Origin of the sequence: Streptomyces sp. NPDC012888 (assembly GCF_042900645.1) — a bacterium.
GTDB lineage: Bacteria > Actinomycetota > Actinomycetes > Streptomycetales > Streptomycetaceae > Streptomyces.
This window is the reverse complement of sequence record NZ_JBIBBM010000003.1, coordinates 20,222-39,803: the sequence shown is the minus strand read 5'-3', so window position 1 is coordinate 39,803 and position 19,582 is coordinate 20,222. Positions and strand designations below refer to the sequence as shown.

The 19,582-nt window shown below is 74.2% G+C and carries 10 protein-coding genes; 7 read left to right on the top strand and 3 right to left on the bottom strand.

Annotated features, from left to right (window positions below):
• Positions 1 to 130: 130 nt before the first annotated feature.
• The gene (locus tag ACFY61_RS05025) at positions 131 to 1,933 is read right to left on the bottom strand and encodes a protein kinase (RefSeq protein WP_389467105.1); all 1,803 of its coding nucleotides are present in this window, start codon (positions 1,931 to 1,933) and stop codon (positions 131 to 133) included.
• Between the two features lie 386 nt (positions 1,934 to 2,319).
• Here ACFY61_RS05025 and ACFY61_RS05020 point away from each other — a divergent pair, with 386 nt between their 5' ends.
• The 5 genes from ACFY61_RS05020 to ACFY61_RS05000 all read left to right on the top strand — a co-directional run bounded on the left by ACFY61_RS05020 (position 2,320) and on the right by ACFY61_RS05000 (position 11,769).
• Positions 2,320 to 5,670 carry an FtsK/SpoIIIE domain-containing protein gene (locus ACFY61_RS05020; protein WP_389467102.1) on the top strand — a complete coding sequence of 1,117 codons (3,351 nt, stop codon included), beginning with the start codon at positions 2,320 to 2,322 and terminating at the stop codon, positions 5,668 to 5,670.
• Between the two features lie 97 nt (positions 5,671 to 5,767).
• Positions 5,768 to 7,135, top strand: a complete 1,368-nt coding sequence (locus ACFY61_RS05015; RefSeq protein ID WP_389467100.1) for an ABC transporter substrate-binding protein — start codon at positions 5,768 to 5,770, stop codon at positions 7,133 to 7,135.
• Between the two features lie 18 nt (positions 7,136 to 7,153).
• The gene (locus tag ACFY61_RS05010) at positions 7,154 to 8,530 is read left to right on the top strand and encodes a carbohydrate ABC transporter permease (RefSeq protein WP_389467097.1); all 1,377 of its coding nucleotides are present in this window, start codon (positions 7,154 to 7,156) and stop codon (positions 8,528 to 8,530) included.
• Complete coding sequence (locus ACFY61_RS05005; RefSeq protein WP_389467095.1) at positions 8,527 to 9,393, top strand: carbohydrate ABC transporter permease; 867 nt, start codon at positions 8,527 to 8,529, stop codon at positions 9,391 to 9,393. The genes ACFY61_RS05010 and ACFY61_RS05005 overlap by 4 nt, the downstream gene beginning before the upstream one ends.
• A 126-nt stretch (positions 9,394 to 9,519) precedes the next feature.
• Positions 9,520 to 11,769, top strand: a complete 2,250-nt coding sequence (locus ACFY61_RS05000) for a CDP-glycerol glycerophosphotransferase family protein (RefSeq protein WP_389467093.1) — start codon at positions 9,520 to 9,522, stop codon at positions 11,767 to 11,769.
• Between the two features lie 176 nt (positions 11,770 to 11,945).
• Here the strand turns inward: ACFY61_RS05000 and ACFY61_RS04995 are convergent, their stop codons facing one another.
• Positions 11,946 to 12,575, bottom strand: coding sequence for a TetR/AcrR family transcriptional regulator (locus ACFY61_RS04995; protein ID WP_389467092.1), 630 nt, complete (start codon positions 12,573 to 12,575; stop codon positions 11,946 to 11,948).
• Between the two features lie 141 nt (positions 12,576 to 12,716).
• Between ACFY61_RS04995 and ACFY61_RS04990 the strand changes: the two genes are divergently transcribed.
• Both ACFY61_RS04990 and ACFY61_RS04985 read left to right on the top strand, forming a co-directional pair.
• A complete protein-coding gene (locus ACFY61_RS04990) occupies positions 12,717 to 13,613 on the top strand; it encodes an ABC transporter permease (protein ID WP_389467090.1) in 897 nt (298 codons plus the stop codon).
• Positions 13,606 to 14,406: an ABC transporter ATP-binding protein gene (locus tag ACFY61_RS04985; RefSeq protein ID WP_389467088.1), complete on the top strand. Its 801-nt coding sequence runs from the start codon at positions 13,606 to 13,608 to the stop codon at positions 14,404 to 14,406. Before ACFY61_RS04990 ends, ACFY61_RS04985 begins: the two co-directional genes overlap by 8 nt.
• Before the next feature lie 73 nt (positions 14,407 to 14,479).
• Here the strand turns inward: ACFY61_RS04985 and ACFY61_RS04980 are convergent, their stop codons facing one another.
• Positions 14,480 to 19,447, bottom strand: coding sequence for an NAD-glutamate dehydrogenase (locus ACFY61_RS04980; RefSeq protein ID WP_389467086.1), 4,968 nt, complete (start codon positions 19,445 to 19,447; stop codon positions 14,480 to 14,482).
• Positions 19,448 to 19,582 lie beyond the last annotated feature (135 nt).

The window sequence follows — 19,582 nt, the reverse complement described above, 5'->3', positions numbered from 1 at the left end:
GGCTGGCGTACGTGCCAAAACTACGCGGCCGAGCGGGTGTCGGGCGCCACCAGGGCGCTCGATTCGTGGTGACCTTCACTTCTGCGGGCGAAATCACGCCCCGGATGTCGACAAATCCACGAACTGGGCGCTACTGGGCGCCGGAACCAGTCCCTCCGGTGCCTCCGCCGCCGCCCGTGCCGCTGCCGAGCTCGCCGATCCAGTCCACGATCCCGGAGCCCCAGGACCACAGCTGGTCCCACCAGCCGCGGCCGGTGCCCACCCACTCCTGGAGCGGGGTCAGCTCCCAGACCAGCCAGCCCGCGACCACGAAGATCACGATCATGAACAGGCAGCCCTTGAGGCAGCCGAGCCCCGGGATGTGCATCGGGTTGGCGCTGCGGCGGCGCGGCTCGCGCGGCTCGCGGGGCGCCGGCGCGGGCCGCTGCGGGGGCGGGGCCTGCGGGGGCTGGTACTGCTGCCGGGGCGGCTGGGGGTGCTGGGGCTGGGGGTGCTGCGGCGGGTGCGCCACCGACGGCTGCGGCTGGTAGGCCTGCGGCGGCGGGTAGCCGTAACCCTGCGGAGGCTGCTGCTGCGGGTAGCCGTAACCCTGCGGAGGCTGCTGCGGGTACGGCTGGGGCTGCCGCGGGGGCTGCGGCTGCGGGCGGGGCCTGCGGGCGCCGGGCTCCTGGTACGGCGGGGCCGGCGGCGGCGTCTGGCGCTGCGGGCGGCGGCGCAGCGGGTCCTCGCTGGGGTCGAGGTACTGGATCTGCGTCTGCTCGTTGCGGTCCCGCGCGGCCCGCATCTGCGTCTGCCACGGGTGCGGCGCGTCCGGCCGCTGTACGGGCGGCATGACGGAGGTCGCGTCGGCGGCCCCCGGCGCCCCGGTGGCGGGCAGTACGGAGGTGGCGTCCTCGGATCCGGGCGCGCCGACCGGCGGGAGCACGCTGGTCGCGGCGTTCGGGTCGTACGCGCCGGCCGGCGCGGGCGAGGCACTGCCGGCGGGCAGCACCTGGGTGGCGTCGGCGGTGCTCGGCGTCTCGGGGACGGGGGCCGGCGACGGGTCGGGGGCCAGCAGCGCGCCGACCCCGAGGGCGGCCTCGATGTCGGCGGGGGCGGAGTGCACGCCGATGCCTGCGGCGACCACGCGCAGGCCGCGGGCCAGGGACTGGGCGCTGGGGCGCTCGTCCGGCTCCTTGCGCAGGCAGCGCTCGATCACGGTCCACAGCGGCTCGGGCACGCTCGACGGGCGGCGCGGCTCCTCGCTGAGGTGGCGGTGCAGGACCTCCAGGGCGGTGCCGCCGGCGAACGGCGGGCGGCCGGTGACCAGCTCGTAGAGCAGGATGCCGGCGCCGTAGATGTCCACGGCGGAGGTCTGCGGGCGGCCCTCGGCCGATTCGGGGGCGACGTAGGCGGGGGTGCCGACGAACTCGTGGGTGCGGGTCAGACCCGGGGAGTCGGCGAGCCGGGCGATGCCGAAGTCGGTGAGCATCGGCCGCATCTGCCCGCCGCTCTCGTCGAGCAGGACGTTGGCGGGCTTGAGGTCCCGGTGGACCACGCCGTCGGCGTGGCTGGCGGCGAGGGCGTCCGCGATCTGGGCGGTCAGCAGGCTCGCGGCGACCGGGGTGAACGGGCCGTTCTCCCGGATGTACCGGTGCAGGTCGGGGCCGTCGACCAGGTCCATCACCAGGGCGAGGAGGTCTCCCTCGACGACGAGGTCGCGGGTGCGGACGATGTTGGGGTGGGTGAGGCGCAGGAGTACCGACCGCTCGCGCAGGAAGCGCATCACGATGTCGGCGTCGTTGGCCAGCTCCTCCTTGAGGACCTTGATGGCGACGACCTCGCCGGGCCCGCCGGGCTGGCCGGCGTCCTGCTGGCGCGCACGCCAGACGGTGCCCGTGGCGCCGCGTCCGAGCGGCTCCTCGAGCAGGTACTTGCTGCCGACTGGCCGCACGTCTCGCGCTCCCCTGCTGTCGTTTGTTGCTGTCGGCCCACTCTAGGGGGTGTCCCCGGGATAGACGCGGGGTACCGGGCGTTGGTTGCCGTACACATGTGCGAAGGGTGACGTCCCCGGTGTATGCCGGAGGCGGTTTACGTCCGTACTTGCACGACGGGGCGATCGATCAAGATCATTTGTTGCCGGGTGCCGGGCGTGTTGCGCGCGACAGGTGCGAGGATGCACCCAGTACGACGGAACGAGGGGACGGGAGCCCCGAGTTCCGCCAGACCTGACCGGACGGAGGCGTCCGCGCCGGGTGGGGGGCGGACCGGGCGGCGCAGCCGGCCGTCCGGGACCCCGCCGGGCGTCGCACGCACCGCGCAGAAGGGACCGCGACGGCGATGCAGATCCGGCTGACCGTCATCGGGCCGCGCCACGGCCACCAGACCGCGCCGGCTGCCTGTGACGTGCTCGTCACCGCGCCGGCCGGCACCCCGCTCTCCGCGGTCGCCTCGGGCCTCGCCGCGACCGTCGGCGGCCCCGAGACGCCCGCCGCGGGCGCGGCCGGGTCCCCGCGCGGCGGCACGGTCGTCCTCTACGCGGGTGCGGAGCGCCTCGACGCGCAGCGCCGGATACTCGGCGAGCCCCCGCTGGTGGACGGTGCCGTGCTCGGCCTGCACGCGCCGGTGCCGGACGACGCGTACGACGCCTACGCCGCGCAGCCCGGCCCGCCGGCCCAGCTCCAGGTGGTGGCCGGCCCCGACGCGGGCGGGGTGCACCTGCTCCACCCCGGCCGGATCCGCGTCGGCCGGTCCGCCGGGGCCGACGTACCGCTGGACGATCCCGACGTGTCGCGGCTGCACTGCGAGGTGCTGGTCGGCGAGGACGGGCGGGTCGGCGTGGCCGACCTCGGCTCCACCAACGGCACCGCGGTGGACGGCGTGCCGGTGGGCGCCGACCCCGTGCTGCTGCCCCCCGGCGCGCTGCTCCGGGTGGGCGAGTCCACCCTGCGGCTGTGCGCGGCGGCGGCGCGGGCGCTGCCGCTGACCCCGGACCTGGAGGGGCACCTGATCCTCCCGGGCCGGGCGCCGGCCGCGGGCGGGAACGACGGCCCGGGCGACTCGGCTGCGGGCGGCGCGGGTGCGGCCGCCCCGGGCGCGGGCTCGGGCGGCGCGGCCCCGGGCGGACCGGGCGCGGCGGGCCCGGCCCCGGGCGGACCGGGCGCGGTGGCGGTGCCGTCCGTCGCGGCCGGCCACTTGCGGGTCCCGGCGGCCGTGGAGCCGGAGGGCCGCCCCCTCCCCCACCCGCCCCTCGCCGGGGAATCCCCCGGCCGGGCCGCCGCCCCCGGGCCCGTCCCGGGCCACCTCCCCGGGGCCCCCGGCCCCGCCCATCACCCCGCCCATGGCCTCGCCCATGACCCCGCCCATGGCCTCGCCCATGACCCCGTCCAGGACCCGGCCCGCGACCCCGCCCGCGGTGGCGCGAAGCCCGAGGGCGGCCGCCGGCGCGGGATCGGGGCCTGGGCACGGAAGTGGGTCGGCCGGGAGACCGCCGCCGAGGAGGAGCCGGTCGCCGGTGGAACTCCGGCCGCGCACCTGCCCGGTCCCGACAACCCCGCCGCTCTGCTGCTCGCGGCACTGGGCCCGACCGGCCGACTGTGGCCGGGCGTCCACGACCACGGCGGGGCCCCCGGCCCGGCCGGACCCGCAGGCCCGGCCCCCGCCGCCGGGCACGCCGCCGGCCCGGCACAGGGCCCGCACCCCGCCGGCCCGGCACAGGGCCCTCGCCCCGGCGGACCGGAGCAGGGCGCCCCGGGGGCGTCCGGGCTCTCCTCCGTGACGCTCGGGGTCGGTTGCCGGGTGTCGCTGCGCGCGACGGCCTCCCTCGCGCTGGGCGGCCCCCGGCCGCGGGTCGTCGGCCTGGCCCGCGCCGTCCTGGCCCAGCTCGCCGCCGCCCACGCCCCCGGCGAGCTGGAGATCGTCCTGCTGGCCTGCGACCGGGCCCGGACCCCGCAGGAGCGGCTGGGTGACTGGGGCTGGCTCGGCTGGCTGCCGCACACCCGCCCCGCGCACGGCCAGGACTGCCGGCTGCTGCTCGCCTACGACCGCGAGCAGGCGGCCGCCCGTACCGCCGAACTGTCCCGGCGGCTCGACGACGGCCCGCTCGGCCCCGGCTGGGCCGCCGCCGACGCCGGAGCGGTCCGGCGGGCCGCCGCCGGGTACCGCGGCCCGGCCACCGTCGTCCTGCTCGACGGCGACCCCGGGCCCGGGCCGCTGCGCGACCTGACCGGCCGGCTGGCCTCGCACGGGCCCGCCGCCGGCATCCACCTGGTCGTACTGGCCGAGACCGCGGCCGCCTCCCCCGCCTCGCCGGTCACCGACACCTTCGAGGCGGCCTGCGCCGCGGCCCCCGCCTTCCGGGACTGCGGGACCGCCGCCCTGCTGAGCGGGGACGTGGCCACCGCCGTCCGCTGCTTCACGGTGGCCGGCGGACGGCTCCAGGGCCCCGGCCCGGCCGCCACCGCCGACGCGGTCTCCGCCGCCTGGGCCGAACGGTTCGCCCGGGCCCTCGCCCCGCTTCGGCCCGCCGCGGGCGGCGCCGAACGGGCCCGACCGGCAGCCGCCGAACTGCCGCAGAGCGCCCGGCTGCTGGACGAACTGGGTCTGGCACGGGCCACCCCGGCCTCCCTGATGGCACGCTGGGCCGCCGCCACCGACCAGGGTCAGGCCGTCGGCGGGCACGCCGAGGTCGTGCTCGGCAGCGGGCGGCGCGGCCCGGTCGGCGCCGAACTCGTCGCCGAGGGGCCGCACCTGCTGATCGAAGGGCCGCCCGGCAGCGGCCGCACCGAGCTGCTGCGCTCCGTCGCCGCCTCCCTGTCCTCGGCCGCCCGTCCCGACCGGCTCGGGCTGGTCCTGCTCGACGGGGCCGGCGGGGAACGCGGCGAGGGCCTGGGCCCCTGCACCGACCTGCCGCACGTCTCCGCCCACCTGGTCGCCTCCGACCCGCTGCGGATGCGCGAGTTCGCGCAGGCCCTCGGGGCCGAGCTGAAGCGGCGCGCCGAGCTGCTGGCCGCCGACGGCGGGCTGACGTTCGGCGAGTGGCACGCCCGCCGCGAGGTCGGCGAGCGGCTCGTCCCCCCGCGCCAGCCCAGCGCCGGCGAGCTGCGCGGCGACCTCGACCCGCCGCGCTCGGGCACCCTGCGGCTGCGGGCCGGCACCCGCACCGAGCAGGCCGCCGGCCCCAGCCCGCTGCCCCGGCTGGTGGTGCTGGTCGACGACTTCGACGCGCTGGTCGCCCCCGGCCTCGGGAGCGCCGGCCGCCCGGCCGCCGGCTCGGTCGTACGGGCCCTGGAGGCGGTGGCCCGCGAGGGCGGCCGCCTCGGGGTGCACCTGGTGGCCGCCAGCGCCCGCCCGGAACGCACCGCCGCCACCGAGCTGGCCCGGCTCACCACGCTCCGCGCGGAGCTGGGCGCCCCGGACGAGCCGGGCCCGGGCCGGGGCGTACTGCGGTACGCGGACGGCCGGAGCGTGCCCTTCCAGGCCGGCCGGGTGACCGGCCGGATCCCCCGTACGGCGACCCAGCGGCCCACCGTGGTGCCGTTGGAGTGGGACCGGATGGGCGACCCGCCCGCCCGCCGCCCGGTGCGCGAGCTGGGCAACGGTCCGACCGACCTCGCGTTGCTGGCCAGCGCCCTGGAACGGGCGTCCCACCTGGTGTCGGCGGTGCCGGTGCTGTTCCCGCCGGCGCCGTGACGGGAGCCGCCGGCAGGGGCACGCGGTATTGCGGGGGGCGGGCGGACCGGCGTATGCCTTGTGGCACGGAACACATCACCGGCATCGGGGGCCAACCATGCGCAGCCGCGGACGGAGCCGTACGACCAAGCACGCCTGGGTGGCGCTCGCCGCCACCGGGGCACTCGCGCTGAGTGCCTGCGGCGGCGGGGGGACGAAGGACGGGACCTCGCCGGGCGGGACGCCCGGCCCGGCCGCCCCCGGGGTGTCCTTACCCTCGCTGTCCGGCGAGAAGGTCGAGGTCGCGGCGGTGTGGACGGGCCCGGAGCAGGAGAACTTCGGCAAGGTCCTGAAGGAGTTCGAGAAGCGCACGGGGGCCACGGTCAGCTTCGTGCCGGCCCAGGACCCGATCGTCAACTTCCTCGGCACGAAGGTGGCGGGCGGGCAGCCGCCGGACGTGGCGCTGCTGCCGCAGGTCGGGGCGCTGGTGTCGGCGGTGCAGAACAAGTGGGCGCAGCCGGTCGGCCCGGAGGCGCGGGCGCAGCTCGACAAGCACTACTCCAAGGGCTGGAAGGAGCTCGGCGCGGTCGGCGGCACCCAGTACGGGGTGTACTACAAGGCCGCCAACAAGTCCCTGGTCTGGTACAACGCGAAGGCGTTCGAGGCGGCGGGCGCGAAGGTGCCCAAGACGTGGGCGGAGTTCCTCGCGACGGCGGACACCCTGTCCGCCTCCGGTGTGCCGGCCGTGTCGGTGGCGGGCGCCGACGGCTGGACCCTGACCGACTGGTTCGAGAACGTCTACCTGTCCCAGAGCGGCCCGGACATGTACGACAAGCTGGCCAAGCACGAGATCAAGTGGACCGATCCCAGTGTCGGCGAGGCGCTGCGGACCCTCGCCTCGCTCTTCGGCCGGAAGGACTTCCTGGCGGGCGGTCAGACGGGGGCCCTGGCGACGGAGTTCCCCAAGTCGGTGACCCAGACCTTCACGGGCGGGGACCGGCCCGCCGCGGCCATGGTGTTCGAGGGCGACTTCGTGGCGGTGAACATCGGCCAGACCGACGCGAAGATCGGTGAGGACGCGCTGGTGTTCCCGTTCCCGGCGGTCGGCGCCAAGGCGCCGGTGGTGTCGGGCGGTGACGTGGCGGTGGCGCTGAAGCCGTCGAAGGGCGCGCAGGCGCTGCTGACGTTCCTGGCGTCACCGGACGCGGCGGAGATCCAGGCCCGTGAGGGCGGCTTCGTGTCGCCGAACAAGTCGGTGCGGCCGGAGGCGTACCCGAACGACATCCAGCGGGAGATCGCCGGGGCTCTGATCGCGGCGGGCGACGACTTCCGGTTCGACATGTCCGACCAGGCTCCGGCGGCGTTCGGCGGGACGCCCGGCTCGGGCGAGTGGAAGGCGCTGCAGGACTTCCTGAAGAACCCGTCCGACGTGTCGGGGACGCAGGCCAGGCTGGAGGCCGACGCGGCCAAGGCGTTCGGGCGCTGATCTCCGGTGTCGGGACGCATGGCGGCGCCCGTCCGGCCGGGCCGCCGGGGCCGGGATCAGGATCGGGGCGGGGATCAGGGCCGGCGCCGGGGTCAGGGCCGGGCCCGGGGTCAGGGGCGGCGGCAGCGGCTGGTGGCGGCGGCGTTCCTGCTGCCGGCGCTGGTGCTGCTGGGCGCCCTGGTGGTGCAGCCCATCGGCTTCTCCGTCTACCGCAGCCTGTTCGACACCTCCGGCACGGAGTTCGTGGGGCTGGGCAACTACGCGGAGCTGCTGCGTGACGAGGCCACCCGTACCGCCCTGGGCAACACGGCGGTGTGGGTGGTGCTCGCACCGGTGACGGCGACCGCGCTGGGACTGGTCTTCGCGGTGCTGACGGAACGGGTGCGCTGGGGCACGGCGTTCAAGCTGCTGGTGTTCATGCCGATGGCGGTCTCGATGCTGGCGGCGGGGATCATCTTCCGGCTGGTGTACGAGCAGGACCCGGACCGGGGCGTCGCCAACGCGGTGTGGGTCGGGGTCCACGACACCTTCGCGGAGGCCTCGGCGTTCCCGAAGGCCCGGCCGGGGCGGGACTCGCCGCTGGTGCCGGCCGGCGGGGGCGCCTACGTGACCCGGGATCCGGTGCGGGCCGGTGCGCCGGTACTGCTGCCGCTGGTCGGTGTGGCCCCGGACGCGCTGCCGGCGGGCACGCGGCCCGCCCGCTCGGCGGAGGCCGAGCCGGGACGGGTGACCGGGACGGCCTGGCAGGACTTCACCCGTGGTGGCGGCGGGCGGACCAACGCGGTGGACCCGTCGGAGTCGGGGTACGCGGGGATGCGGATCGAGGCGGTGAAGGACGGGAAGGTGGTGGACTCCGCCCGGGCGCGGGCGGACGGCACGTTCACGATGTCGGCCGACGCCGACGGGGCGCGGCTGCGGCTGCCGGCCGACAACTTCCGCGAGGCCTACGCGGGGGTGGACTGGCTGGGGCCGGCGCTGGTGACCCCGGCGGTGATCGGGGCGTACGTCTGGATGTGGGCCGGGTTCGCGATGGTGCTGATCGGGGCCGGGCTGGCCGCGGTGCCGCGGGAGCTGCTGGAGGCGGCCCGGGTGGACGGGGCGAACGAGTGGCAGGTGTTCCGGCGGATCACCGTGCCGGTGCTGGCACCGGTGCTGGTGGTGGTGCTGGTGACCCTGGTGATCAACGTGATGAAGGTGTTCGACCTGGTCTTCGTGATCGCTCCGGGGTCGGTGCAGGACGACGCGAACGTGCTGGCGCTCCAGCTGTACCGGACGGCGTTCGGCACGGACGCCGACCAGGGGCTGGGCAGCGCGATCGCGGTGGTGCTGCTGGTGCTGGTGGTGCCCGTGATGCTGGTCAACATCCGCAGGCTGCGCAGGGAGGGGAAGCGGTGAGCGTCCGCGCACAGCAGTCCTGGGCGGCCCGGCTGGCCGGACGGGCCGCCGGCGGGGCGGTCCGCGTCTTCCTGGTCCTGGCCGCCCTGTTCTGGCTGCTGCCCACGCTGGGGCTGCTGGCCTCCTCGTTCCTGGCGCCGACCGACCTGAACCGGGAGGGCTGGTGGCAGGTGCTGGGCGCGCCGGCCCGGCTGACCGTCGAGAACTACCGGAACCTGCTGGCCGACGACACGGTGACGGGGGCCCTGCTGAGCACGGTCGCCATCACCGTGCCGGCGACCGTGCTGGTGGTGGTGCTGGGCGCGTTCGCCGGATACGCCTTCGCCTGGCTGGAGTTCCCCGGCCGGGACTGGCTGTTCCTGCTGGTGGTGGGCCTGTTGGTGGTCCCGGTGCAGGTCGCGCTGATCCCGGTGTCCGAACTCTTCGGGGCGGTCGGACTGTTCGAGACCACGGCGGGGGTGGTGCTGTTCCACACGGCTTTCGGCCTGCCGTTCGCGGTGTTCCTGCTGCGGAACTTCTTCGCCGAGATCCCGCGTGAGCTGCTGGAGGCGGCCCGGCTCGACGGCGCGGGTGAACTGCGGCTGTTCACCCGGGTGGTGCTGCCGCTGGGCGGGCCGGCGATCGCCTCGCTGGGCATCTTCCAGTTCCTGTGGGTGTGGAACGACATGCTGGTCGCGCTGGTCTTCGCGGACTCCGCGAACCCGCCGATCACGGTCGCCCTGCAGCAGCAGGTGAGGCAGTTCGGCAACAACATCGACGTGCTCGCGCCCGGCGCGTTCCTGTCGATGGTGATCCCGCTCGTCGTGTTCTTCGCGTTCCAGCGGCAGTTCGTGACGGGGGTGATGGCGGGGGCGGTGAAGTAGGCCCCTCGGCGCCGGGACGCCACGATGTTGACGCTCCGTAACCCGATTGCCACGTCCCGCGTAACCCGGTGATCTCCAGGACGGTTCCCGGGCAATATGCCCGCGCCGACCAACCCTGGATGTGCCGTGCCCCGGTTCAGCGTCATCGTGCCCGCGTACAAGGTCCAGGCGTACCTGCAGGAGTGCCTGGACTCGGTCCTGTCCCAGTCGTACCCGGACCTGGAACTGATCGCGGTGGACGACGCCTCCCCGGACGCCTGCGGTGAGATCGTCGACGAGTACGCGGCGCGGGACCCGCGGGTCACGGCCGTCCACCTGGCGCACAACCTGGGCCTCGGTCCGGCCCGCAACGCCGGCGTGGCCCGGGCCACCGGGGACTACCTGCTCTTCCTGGACGGCGACGACACCCTGACGCCCGGGGCCCTGACGGCCATCGCGGACCGGCTGAAGGCCACCGGCTCCCCGGACGTGCTGGTGTACGACTACGCCCGCACGTACTGGACCGGGGAGACCGTCCGCAACCAGCTGGCCCACCGGCTCGGCGAGGAGGGTCCGGCCAGCTTCCGGCTGTCCGACCGGCCCGCGCTGCTCGGCATGCTGATGGTGGTGTGGAACAAGGCGTACCGGCGGGAGTTCGTGGAGCGCGAGGCCCTCCGCTTCCCGAGCGGGCTGTACGAGGACACCCCCTGGACCTATCCGGCGCTGCTGGCGGCGGAGTCGGTGGCCGTCCTGGACCGGGTGTGCGTGCACTACCGCCAGCGGCGGACGGGCTCCATCCTCACCACCACCAGCGCCAGGCACCTGGAGATCTTCGACCAGTACGACCGGGTGTTCGCCTTCCTCGACGGCCGGCCCGAACTGGCCCGCTGGCGGCCGGTGGTGCACCGGCGGATGGCCGAGCACTACTGCGCGCTGTTCGCCGACCGGGTGCGGCTGCCGCGGGCTTCGCGGGCCGAGTTCTTCCGGCGTGCGGCGGAGCAGCTGCGGCGGCACCGGCCGCCGGGGCGCGGGGGCGCGCCTGCCACGGCCGGGCGGGCGGACCGGCTGCGGCACCTGCTGATGCGGCTGGGTGCCCGGCGTACGTACCGGACGCTGTCCCGGCTGCGGAAGGCCGGCCTGGCGGCGGGCGGCTGGGCGGCGTCGGGCCGGCGGGGGCTGCGGGAGACCCTGGGCCGGCTGCACTACCGGACGCAGCGGCTGCTGCCGCTCCGCTCGGACCTGGCGGTGTTCAGCGCGTACTGGCACGGCGGGTACGCCTGCAACCCGGCGGCGATCGAGGCGAAGCTGCGGGAGCTGGCGCCGGGGATGCGGACTGCGTGGATCTGCGGGCCCGGGCACGCCTCCTCCCTCCCCGCGGCGACGACCGCGCTGACTCCGGGGTCCTTCGCGTACTGGACGGCGCTGGCCCGGGCCCGCTACCTGGTCACCAACGTCAACTTCGACCGCTCCCTGGTGAAGCGGCGGGGCCAGGTCATGGTGCAGACCCAGCACGGGACCCCGCTGAAGCGGGTCGGGCTGGACCTCCAGGACCGGCCGGCGGCGACGCCCACGGGCGACTTCGCGGGCCTGCTGCGCAGCGCGGACCAGTGGGACTACCTGCTGTCCGCGAACCGGCACTCGACCCTGGTGTGGGAGAAGGCGCTCCCGGCCTCGTACACCACGCTCGAGTACGGCTATCCGCGCAACGACGTGTTCCACCGTGCCACCGCCGAGGAAGTGGCGGAGCTGCGGGACCGCCTCGGTGTGCCGGCCGGCTCCACGGTCGTCCTGTACGCGCCGACCCACCGCGACTACCGGCGCAGCCGGCCGGAGCACCTGGACTTCGAGCGGGTGCTCCGGGGTCTGGGGCCGCGCTTCACCATTCTGGCCCGCGCGCACCTCACGTACGGGGACGTGCCGCTGTCGGCGGACCCGCACCCGCGGCTGATCGACGTGTCCGGGTACCCGTCGGTGGAGGAGCTGTGCCTGGCGTCCGACGCGCTGGTCACCGACTACTCCTCGCTGATGTTCGACTACGCGGTGCTGGACCGGCCCGTGGTGATCCACGCGGACGACTGGGAGGCCTACGAGGCGGCGCGCGGCACGTACTTCGACCTCCGGGCGTTCCCGCCGGGCGCGATCGCCCGGACCGAGGACGAACTGGTGGACATCTTCACCACCGGGCACTGGCAGGGGTCGCGCTCGGCGCAGCTGCGGGCGGCGTTCCGGGCGAGGTTCTGTGCGCTGGACGACGGGTACGCGGCGGAGCGGGTGGTGCGGCGGGTCTTCCTGGGCCAGACCGCCGACCTCCCGCCGGTCGTCCCCCTGCACGCCCGCCGCCCCTGCCCCCTCCCGCCCCCACCCCTCCCCGCCCTCACCCCCACGCTCTGGCCCTGACCCCACCGCCGCGTCCGGCCCGAGCAGCGCTCGAACGGCCCCGGCGGAAGCTCTGCCCCGAACCCCCAGCGCCCCGAACGCCGGCGAGACCGGAATCGCCGGGCCACAGCACGAAGCAGGGCCGCACCTCGAGCCCGAGCGGCGATCGAGCGGGCCGGTCCGGAAATAGAGACGGCCTAGGCGCGAAGGCCCGCCACGACCGCGGCGGCCAGGTCGTCGAGGTAGCGGGGGGACACCGCGTCCCGGACCACGGTCTGGCGCCAGTACAGCGGCCCGATCGCCAGGTCGAGCGCGTGGTCCGGGTCGGTGCCCGGCGCCAGCTCACCCCTGGCGACGGCTTCGGCCACGATGCCCTCGGCCATCCGCCGCTGCCCCTCCAGCAGCGCCCCCCGCACCGCCTCCGCGATCTCCGGGTTCCGCGCCGCCTCGACCAGCAGGTCGGGGATGACCGCCGAGGCGACCGGGTGCCGCAGCACCTGGGACATGACCTCCAGCAGGGCACGTACGTCCCCGTGCAGCGACCCCGTCGCCGGTACCGGCAGCCCCTCCTCCGCGAACGCGCCGATCAGGTCCAGCACCAGGTGCAGCTTCGACTTCCAGCGGCGGTACACCGCCGTCTTGCCCACGCCGGCCCGCCGGGCGATCGCCTCGACCGACATGCGGGAGAAACCGACCGCCGCCAGCTCCGCCAGCACCGCCGCCCTGATCGCCTCGGTGACGTCCTCGCGGAGGACGGCGGCGCCCGCCGGAGCCCGACGGGGCTGCGGACTGGCGGCGGCAGACGGCGGCGACGGCTGGTTGGTCATGGACAGAGCATAGCCGCGTACGACGCCACCCTACCGTCACGACGATACGGTTGCGTTCCGTCGCACCCGGCCCTAGTCTCGCCGTAGCGACGATACGGACCCGTTCCATCCCGTTCCCTCATCGGCGAAAGCGACCCACCCGTGCCCACCACGACCCCGCTCCGCTCCTCCGGGCAGCTCGCGGAACTCGCGGCCGCCCACGGCCTGACCGTCAGCGGCGCCCGCCCCACCCTCCCTGCGTACGTCCGGGAGCTGTGGGGCCGCCGCCAGTTCGTCACCGCGTTCGCGACGGCGCGCATGACCTCGCAGTACAGCACCGCCAGACTCGGCCGGCTCTGGCACCTGGTCACCCCGAAGCTCAACGCCCTCGTCTACTACTTCGTCTTCGGCGTGGTCCTGCACGCGAGCAAGGGCGTCCCCGACTACGTCCCCTTCCTCCTCACCGGCGTCTTCGTGTGGGACTTCATCAGCAGTTCCGTCAGCGCCGGCACCCGCGCCGTCCACGCCAACCTCGGCCTGGTCCGCGCGCTGCACTTCCCCCGCGCCGGCCTCCCCCTCGCCGTCGTGCTGCAGCACTTCCAGCAGCTGCTGGTCACCATGCTCACGCTGGTCGTCGTCCTGATCGGTTTCGGGCAGACGCCCGGCCCCGCCTGGCTGCTGGCCGTGCCCGCCCTGCTCCTGATGGCCGTCTTCTGCGCGGGCTGCGCCCTGGTCACGGCGCGGATCGGCAGCAGGATCCCGGACGTCAGCCAGCTGATGCCGTTCGTCCTGCGCACCTGGATGTACGCCTCGGGGGTGATGTGGTCCATCGACCGGTTCCTGCGGCACGACGACCTGCCCCGCTGGGTCTCGACGGCGCTCGAGTGCAACCCGGCGGCGGTCTACATCGACCTCGTCCGCTTCGCCCTGATCGGCAGTTTCGGCGCGCAGGACCTCCCGCCGCACGTCTGGCCGCTCGCCGCCGGCTGGGCCCTCCTCGCGGGCGCCGGCGGATTCGTCTACTTCTGGAGGGCGGAGGAGGACTACGGCCGTGGCTAGCCCGACGACGGCCCCGGCGGCCACCCGCGTCCCCACCGTTCCCACCGTCATCGCCGACGACGTCCACGTCGTCTACCGGGTCCACGGCGGCGGTGCCCGCGGCGGCGCCACCGCCGCGCTCGGCCGGATCCTCGGCCGCCGCCGGCGCGCCGAGCACGCCGTCCGCGAGGTGCACGCCGTGCGCGGGGTCAGCTTCACCGCGTACCGGGGCGAGGCCATCGGCCTGGTCGGCACCAACGGCTCCGGGAAGTCCACCCTGCTCAAGGCGATCGCGGGCCTCCAGCCCGTCACCGCGGGGCGGGTCTACTCCCATGGCCGGCCCTCGCTGCTCGGCGTCAACGCCGCCCTGATGAACGACCTCACCGGGGAACGCAACGTCATCCTCGGCGGCCTGGCCATGGGCATGACCCGGCGGCAGATCGACGAGCGCTACCAGGGCATCGTCGACTTCTCCGGGATCAACGAGAAGGACGACTTCGTCTCCCTGCCCATGCGCACGTACTCCTCCGGCATGGCCGCCCGGCTGCGGTTCTCCATCGCCGCCGCGAAGGACCACGACGTACTGATGATCGACGAGGCCCTGGCCACGGGCGACGCGGCGTTCCAGCGCCGCAGCCGGAAGCGCATCGAGGAGCTCCGCGCCACGGCCGGCACCGTCTTCCTGGTCAGCCACGGCCTCGGCACGGTCCGCGAGACCTGTGACCGGGCGATCTGGCTGGAACGGGGCGTCGTGCGCATGGACGGTCCGTCGGCGGAGGTCTGCGACGCGTACGAGGCCTTCACTCGCCGCTAGGCAAACCCGCGCAAGCGGAAGGCCCCGCCCCACCCGGTCACGGGGGAGGCGGGGCCTTCGCGGCCGGGACAGGTCAGGCGTGGGCGCGGAGCAGGGAGCGCATCGTCCGCATGGCCACCGACAGGTTGGCCAGGTCGAAGTCGTCCGAGCCCTGGATCTCGTCCAGCGTGGTCCGGGCACGGCCGATGATCGCCGAGTTCCGCTCCTCCCAGGACTTGAACCGCTGCTCGGGCGTCGAGTCGCCGTCGCCCACCGCCAGCACGTCCGACGTCAGGGCGGCGTGCGCGGCGAACAGGTCCTCGCGGATGGCGGCGCGGGCCATGGACTGCCAGCGGTCGGCCCGCGGCAGCTCGATGATCCGGTCCATCAGCTCGGTGATGTCCAGCCGGTCGGCCAGGTCGTAGTACACCTCGGCGACGTCCAGCGGGGCCTTGCCGGTGCGGTCCGCGATCGCGACCACGTCGAGCGTCGGGAAGGCGGAGGAGAACCCAGCCACCTTGGCCGCCAGCTCCTCGGGCACGCCCGCGTCCGTCAGCTCGTCCATCACCTGCTGGTACCACTCCTGGTCCGCGCCGCGCAGCAGCTTGGGCAGCTCGGCCCAGACCTGCGCCACCCGGTCACCGAAGAACTCGATCGTCTCGGTGATCTGGAGCGGCTGCGGCCGGTTGTTGAGCAGCCAGCGGGTGCCGCGCTCGACCAGGCGGCGGGAGTGCAGCCGGATCCGGGTCTGGACGTCGGCCGCGACGTGCGTGTCGAGGGCCTCCACCGCGTCCCACACCTCGGCCAGGCCGAAGATCTCACGGGCCGACAGCTGGGCCCGGACGATCTCCTCCAGGGAGGCGCCCGTCTCCTCGCGGAGGCGGTGCAGGAAGGTCGAACCACCGGTGTTGACGGTGTCGTTGACCAGCAGGGTGGTGATGATCTCGCGGCGCAGCGCGTGCGCGTCGATCTGCTCGGCGAACCGGTCCCGCAGCGCGGCCGGGAAGTAGGCGTGCAGCAGGCGGCGCAGGTAGGGGTCGTCCGGCAGCCCGGTGTGGATCAGCTCGTCCGCCACCGTGATCTTGGTGTAGGCGAACAGGACGGCCAGCTCGGGCTGGCTCAGGCCCTTGCCCGAGTTGAGCAGCTCCCGGATCTGCCGGTCGTTGGGCAGGAACTCCAGGGCGCGGTCGAGCTTGCCGTCCCGGCCCAGGCGGCGCATGAAGCGCTGCTGGGCGTGGAGCAGGCTGGGCGCCTGGGCGGCGCCGTTGGCCAGGGCGGTGTTCTGCGCGTAGTTGTTGCGCAGCACCAGCCGGCCGACCTCGTCGGTCATCTCGGCGAGCAGCTTGTTGCGCTGCTTGACGGTCATGTCGCCCTCGGTGACGAGCGAGTTGAGCAGGATCTTGATGTTCACCTCGTGGTCGGAGGTGTCCACGCCCGCGCTGTTGTCGATGGCGTCGGTGTTGACCTTGCCGCCCTCGCCGCCGGCGCCGGAGCGGGCGAACTCGATCCGGCCCAGCTGGGTCAGGCCGAGGTTGCCGCCCTCGCCGACGACCTTCACGCGCAGGTCGGCGCCGTTGACGCGGATGGCGTCGTTGGCCTTGTCGCCGACGTCCGCGTGGGATTCGCCGGACGCCTTGACGTACGTGCCGATGCCGCCGTTCCACAGCAGGTCGACCGGGGCCTTCAGGACGGCCTGCATCAGCTCGGCCGGGGTCATCTTGGTGACGCCGTCCTCGATGCCGAGGGCCTCGCGCACGTGGGCGTTGACCGGGATGGACTTGGCCGAGCGGGGGTGGATCCCGCCGCCGGCCGACAGCAGCTCGGTGTCGTAGTCGGCCCAGGAGGAGCGGGGCAGGTCGAACAGGCGGCGGCGCTCGGCGTACGAGGTGGCCGCGTCCGGGTTCGGGTCGATGAAGATGTGCCGGTGGTCGAAGGCGGCGACCAGGCGGATGTGCTCGGAGAGCAGCATGCCGTTGCCGAAGACGTCGCCCGACATGTCGCCGACGCCGACGACGGTGAAGTCCTGCGTCTGGGTGTCGTGGCCGAGCTCGCGGAAGTGCCGCTTCACGGACTCCCAGGCGCCGCGGGCGGTGATGCCCATGCCCTTGTGGTCGTAGCCGGCGGAGCCGCCGGAGGCGAACGCGTCGCCGAGCCAGAAGCCGTACGCCTCCGCAACGCCGTTGGCGATGTCGGAGAAGGTGGCGGTGCCCTTGTCGGCGGCGACGACGAGGTAGGTGTCGTCCTCGTCGTGGCGGACGACGTCGCGCGGCGGCACGACCTCGCCGCCGACCATGTTGTCGGTGATGTCCAGCAGCGCCGAGATGAAGATCTTGTACGAGGCGATGCCCTCGGCCAGCCACGCGTCACGGTCCACCGACGGGTCCGGCAGGTTCTTCGCGACGAAGCCGCCCTTGGCGCCGACCGGCACGATGACGGTGTTCTTCACCATCTGCGCCTTGACCAGGCCGAGGATCTCCGTACGGAAGTCCTCGCGGCGGTCGGACCAGCGCAGGCCGCCCCGGGCTACCTTGCCGAAGCGCAGGTGGACGCCCTCGACGCGCGGCGAGTACACCCAGATCTCGAACGCCGGGCGCGGGGCCGGCAGGTCCGGGATGGCCTGCGGGTCGAACTTCATCGACACGTAGGGGTGCGGCTCGCCGGCCGCGTCGTTCTGGAAGAAGTTGGTGCGGAGGGTGGCCTTGATGAGGGTGAGGAAGGAGCGCAGGATGCGGTCCTCGTCCAGCGAGGCGACCTGCTCCAGGGCCCCGTCCAGCTCCTCCAGCATGGCGTCGATCAGCTCGGTGCCGGCGGCCTGGCGGCCGGGCGACATCCGGGCCTCGAAGAGCGAGATCAGCAGCCGCGTGGTGTGGACGTTGTTGCGGAGGGTGTCCTCCATGTAGTCCTGGGAGAACGTGGAGCCCGCCTGGCGCAGGTACTTGGCGTACGCGCGCAGGACGACGGCCTGCCGCCAGGTCAGGCCGGCGCGCAGCACCAGGGTGTTGAAGTTGTCGTTCTCCGCCTCGCCCCGCCATACCGCGGCGAAGGCCTCCTGGAAGCGCTCGCGGGCGTCGTCGCCGAGGTAGTTGTCGCCGTTGCCGGCGGGCGCGGGCAGTCGCAGGCCGAAGTCGTAGATCCAGGCGTTGGTGCGGTCCGATCGGCGCAGCTCGTACGGGCGCTCGTCGGTGACCTCGACGCCCAGGCGCTGGAGGACCGGCAGGACGGCGGAGAGGGAGACCTGCTCACCGGTGCGGTAGATCTTGAACCGGCGCTCGCCGGGGCCGGCGCCGACCGGCTCGTACAGGGAGAGCGCGAAGTCGCTGTCGGAGGCGGCCAGCCGCTCCAGGTGCATCAGGTCGGCGACGGCCGCGCGCGGGGAGTGGTCGGCCTTGTAGCCCTCGGAGAAGGCGGAGCCGTAGCGGCGCAGCAGCTCGGCGGCGCGCTCCTCGCCGCACTCGGCGATCAGCGCCTCCTGGAAGCCGTCGGCCCAGGAGCGGGCGGCCTCGACGAGGCGGCCCTCGATCCGCTCGACGTCGCTGTCGGTCAGGACGGGCAGCTCGGTGCCCTGCGGGACGCGGACGACGAAGTGGATCCGGGACAGGATCGACTCGGTGTTCCAGGCGGTGAAGTCGACGCTGGTGCCGCCCAGGTCCTCCTTGAGGATGTCCATCAGGCGGAGGCGGACGCCGGTGGTGAAGCGGTCCCGGGGCAGGTAGACGAGCGCCGAGTAGTAGCGGCCGTACTCGTCCTGGCGCAGGTACAGCCGCAGCCGGCGGCGTTCCTGGAGGTACAGCACCGAGGTGACGATGGACTGGAGCTGGTCGACGGGCGTCTGGAACAGCTCGTCGCGCGGGTAGGTCTCCAGGATCTGGAGGAGGTCGCGGCCGTCGTGGCTGGCGGGCGAGAAGCCGGCCCGCTCCAGGACCTCGGCGACCTTGCGGCGGATCACCGGGACGCGGCGCACCGACTCGGTGTACGCGGCGGAGGAGAACAGGCCGAGGAAGCGGCGCTCGCCGACCACGTTGCCTTCGGCGTCGAACTTCTTGACGCCCACGTAGTCGAGGTAGCTCGGGCGGTGCACGGTGGCGCGGCTGTTGGCCTTGGTCAGCACCAGCAGCCGGTGCTCGCGGGCCTTGGCGCGGGCGTCGGCGGGCAGCCGGTTGAACGACGGCGAGACCGGGTGGGAGTCCTCCTGGCCGCTGTGGTGCGGGTCGGAACGCAGGATGCCGAGGCCGGTGCCGGGGACTGCCGTGAGGGCGTCGCCGTCGACCAGGTCGTACTCGCGGTAGCCGAGGAAGGTGAAGTTGTCGTCGGCGAGCCAGTACAGCAGCTCGCAGGCCTCTTCCAGCTCGTGCTCGCTCAGGTCGCCGGCGGTGGGCTCCTCGACCAGGTCCGCGGCGATGCGGCGGGCCTTCTCCCGCATCTTCTCCCAGTCCTCGACGGCCTCGCGGACGTCGGACAGGACGCGGAGCAGGTCGGCGGTGATCTGCTTGAGGTCGGCGCGGTCGGTCTCGCGGTCGATCTCGACGTGGATCCAGGACTCGACGAGGGAGTCGTGCGGCCGCGCGGTCCGGGGGCCGTGGGCGTCGCAGTCCGGGCCGAGGATCTCGATCAGCCTGCCGGTGACGTCGCGGCGGACGACGACCTGCGGGTGGATCACCAGATGGATGCCGCGGCCCTGGCGGGACAGCTCGTTGGTCACGGAGTCGACCAGGAAGGGCATGTCGTCGGTGACGACCTCCACCACGGAGTGGCTGGAGGTCCAGCCGTTCTCCTCGACGGTGGGGGTGTGGACGCGTACGTTCGCGGTGCCCTGAGGGCGGTTCTCGGCGAGCCGGTAGTGCGACAGGGCGGCCCCGAAGACGTCGACCGGGTCCCGGTCGGTGAGGTCCTCGGGCGCGGTGTGCAGGTAGTAGCGCTGGAGATAGGCGAGCACCGTGTCCTGGTCGGGGCGCTCGGCCTGGTCGGACCCAGTCGGAAGTAGCCCCCCGGCCGGGCTGTTCTCAGCTACCCGGGCCGCCCGTGCGAGCAGCTCGGCCTTTGCTTCGTCCAGCTTGGTCTGCATGTCCTCATGGCTCCTGTCGCGCGCCGTTGCGTGACGTAGGTGAAGGAAGGAATCGCGAGAATCGCGGCATCTCCGTCGACGCTATGTCGTCGACGGCCGCTACCGGAACGGAATCGGCCAAGATCGTCAAGTCGA

Coding starts and splice junctions, on each gene's coding strand:
- ACFY61_RS05015 (WP_389467100.1), top strand. CDS start 5,768: ATGCGCAGCCGCGGACGGAGCCGTACGACCAAGCACGCCTGGGTGGCG.
- ACFY61_RS05010 (WP_389467097.1), top strand. CDS start 7,154: ATGGCGGCGCCCGTCCGGCCGGGCCGCCGGGGCCGGGATCAGGATCGG.
- ACFY61_RS04980 (WP_389467086.1), bottom strand. CDS start 19,447: ATGCAGACCAAGCTGGACGAAGCAAAGGCCGAGCTGCTCGCACGGGCG.
- ACFY61_RS04995 (WP_389467092.1), bottom strand. CDS start 12,575: ATGACCAACCAGCCGTCGCCGCCGTCTGCCGCCGCCAGTCCGCAGCCC.
- ACFY61_RS05020 (WP_389467102.1), top strand. CDS start 2,320: ATGCAGATCCGGCTGACCGTCATCGGGCCGCGCCACGGCCACCAGACC.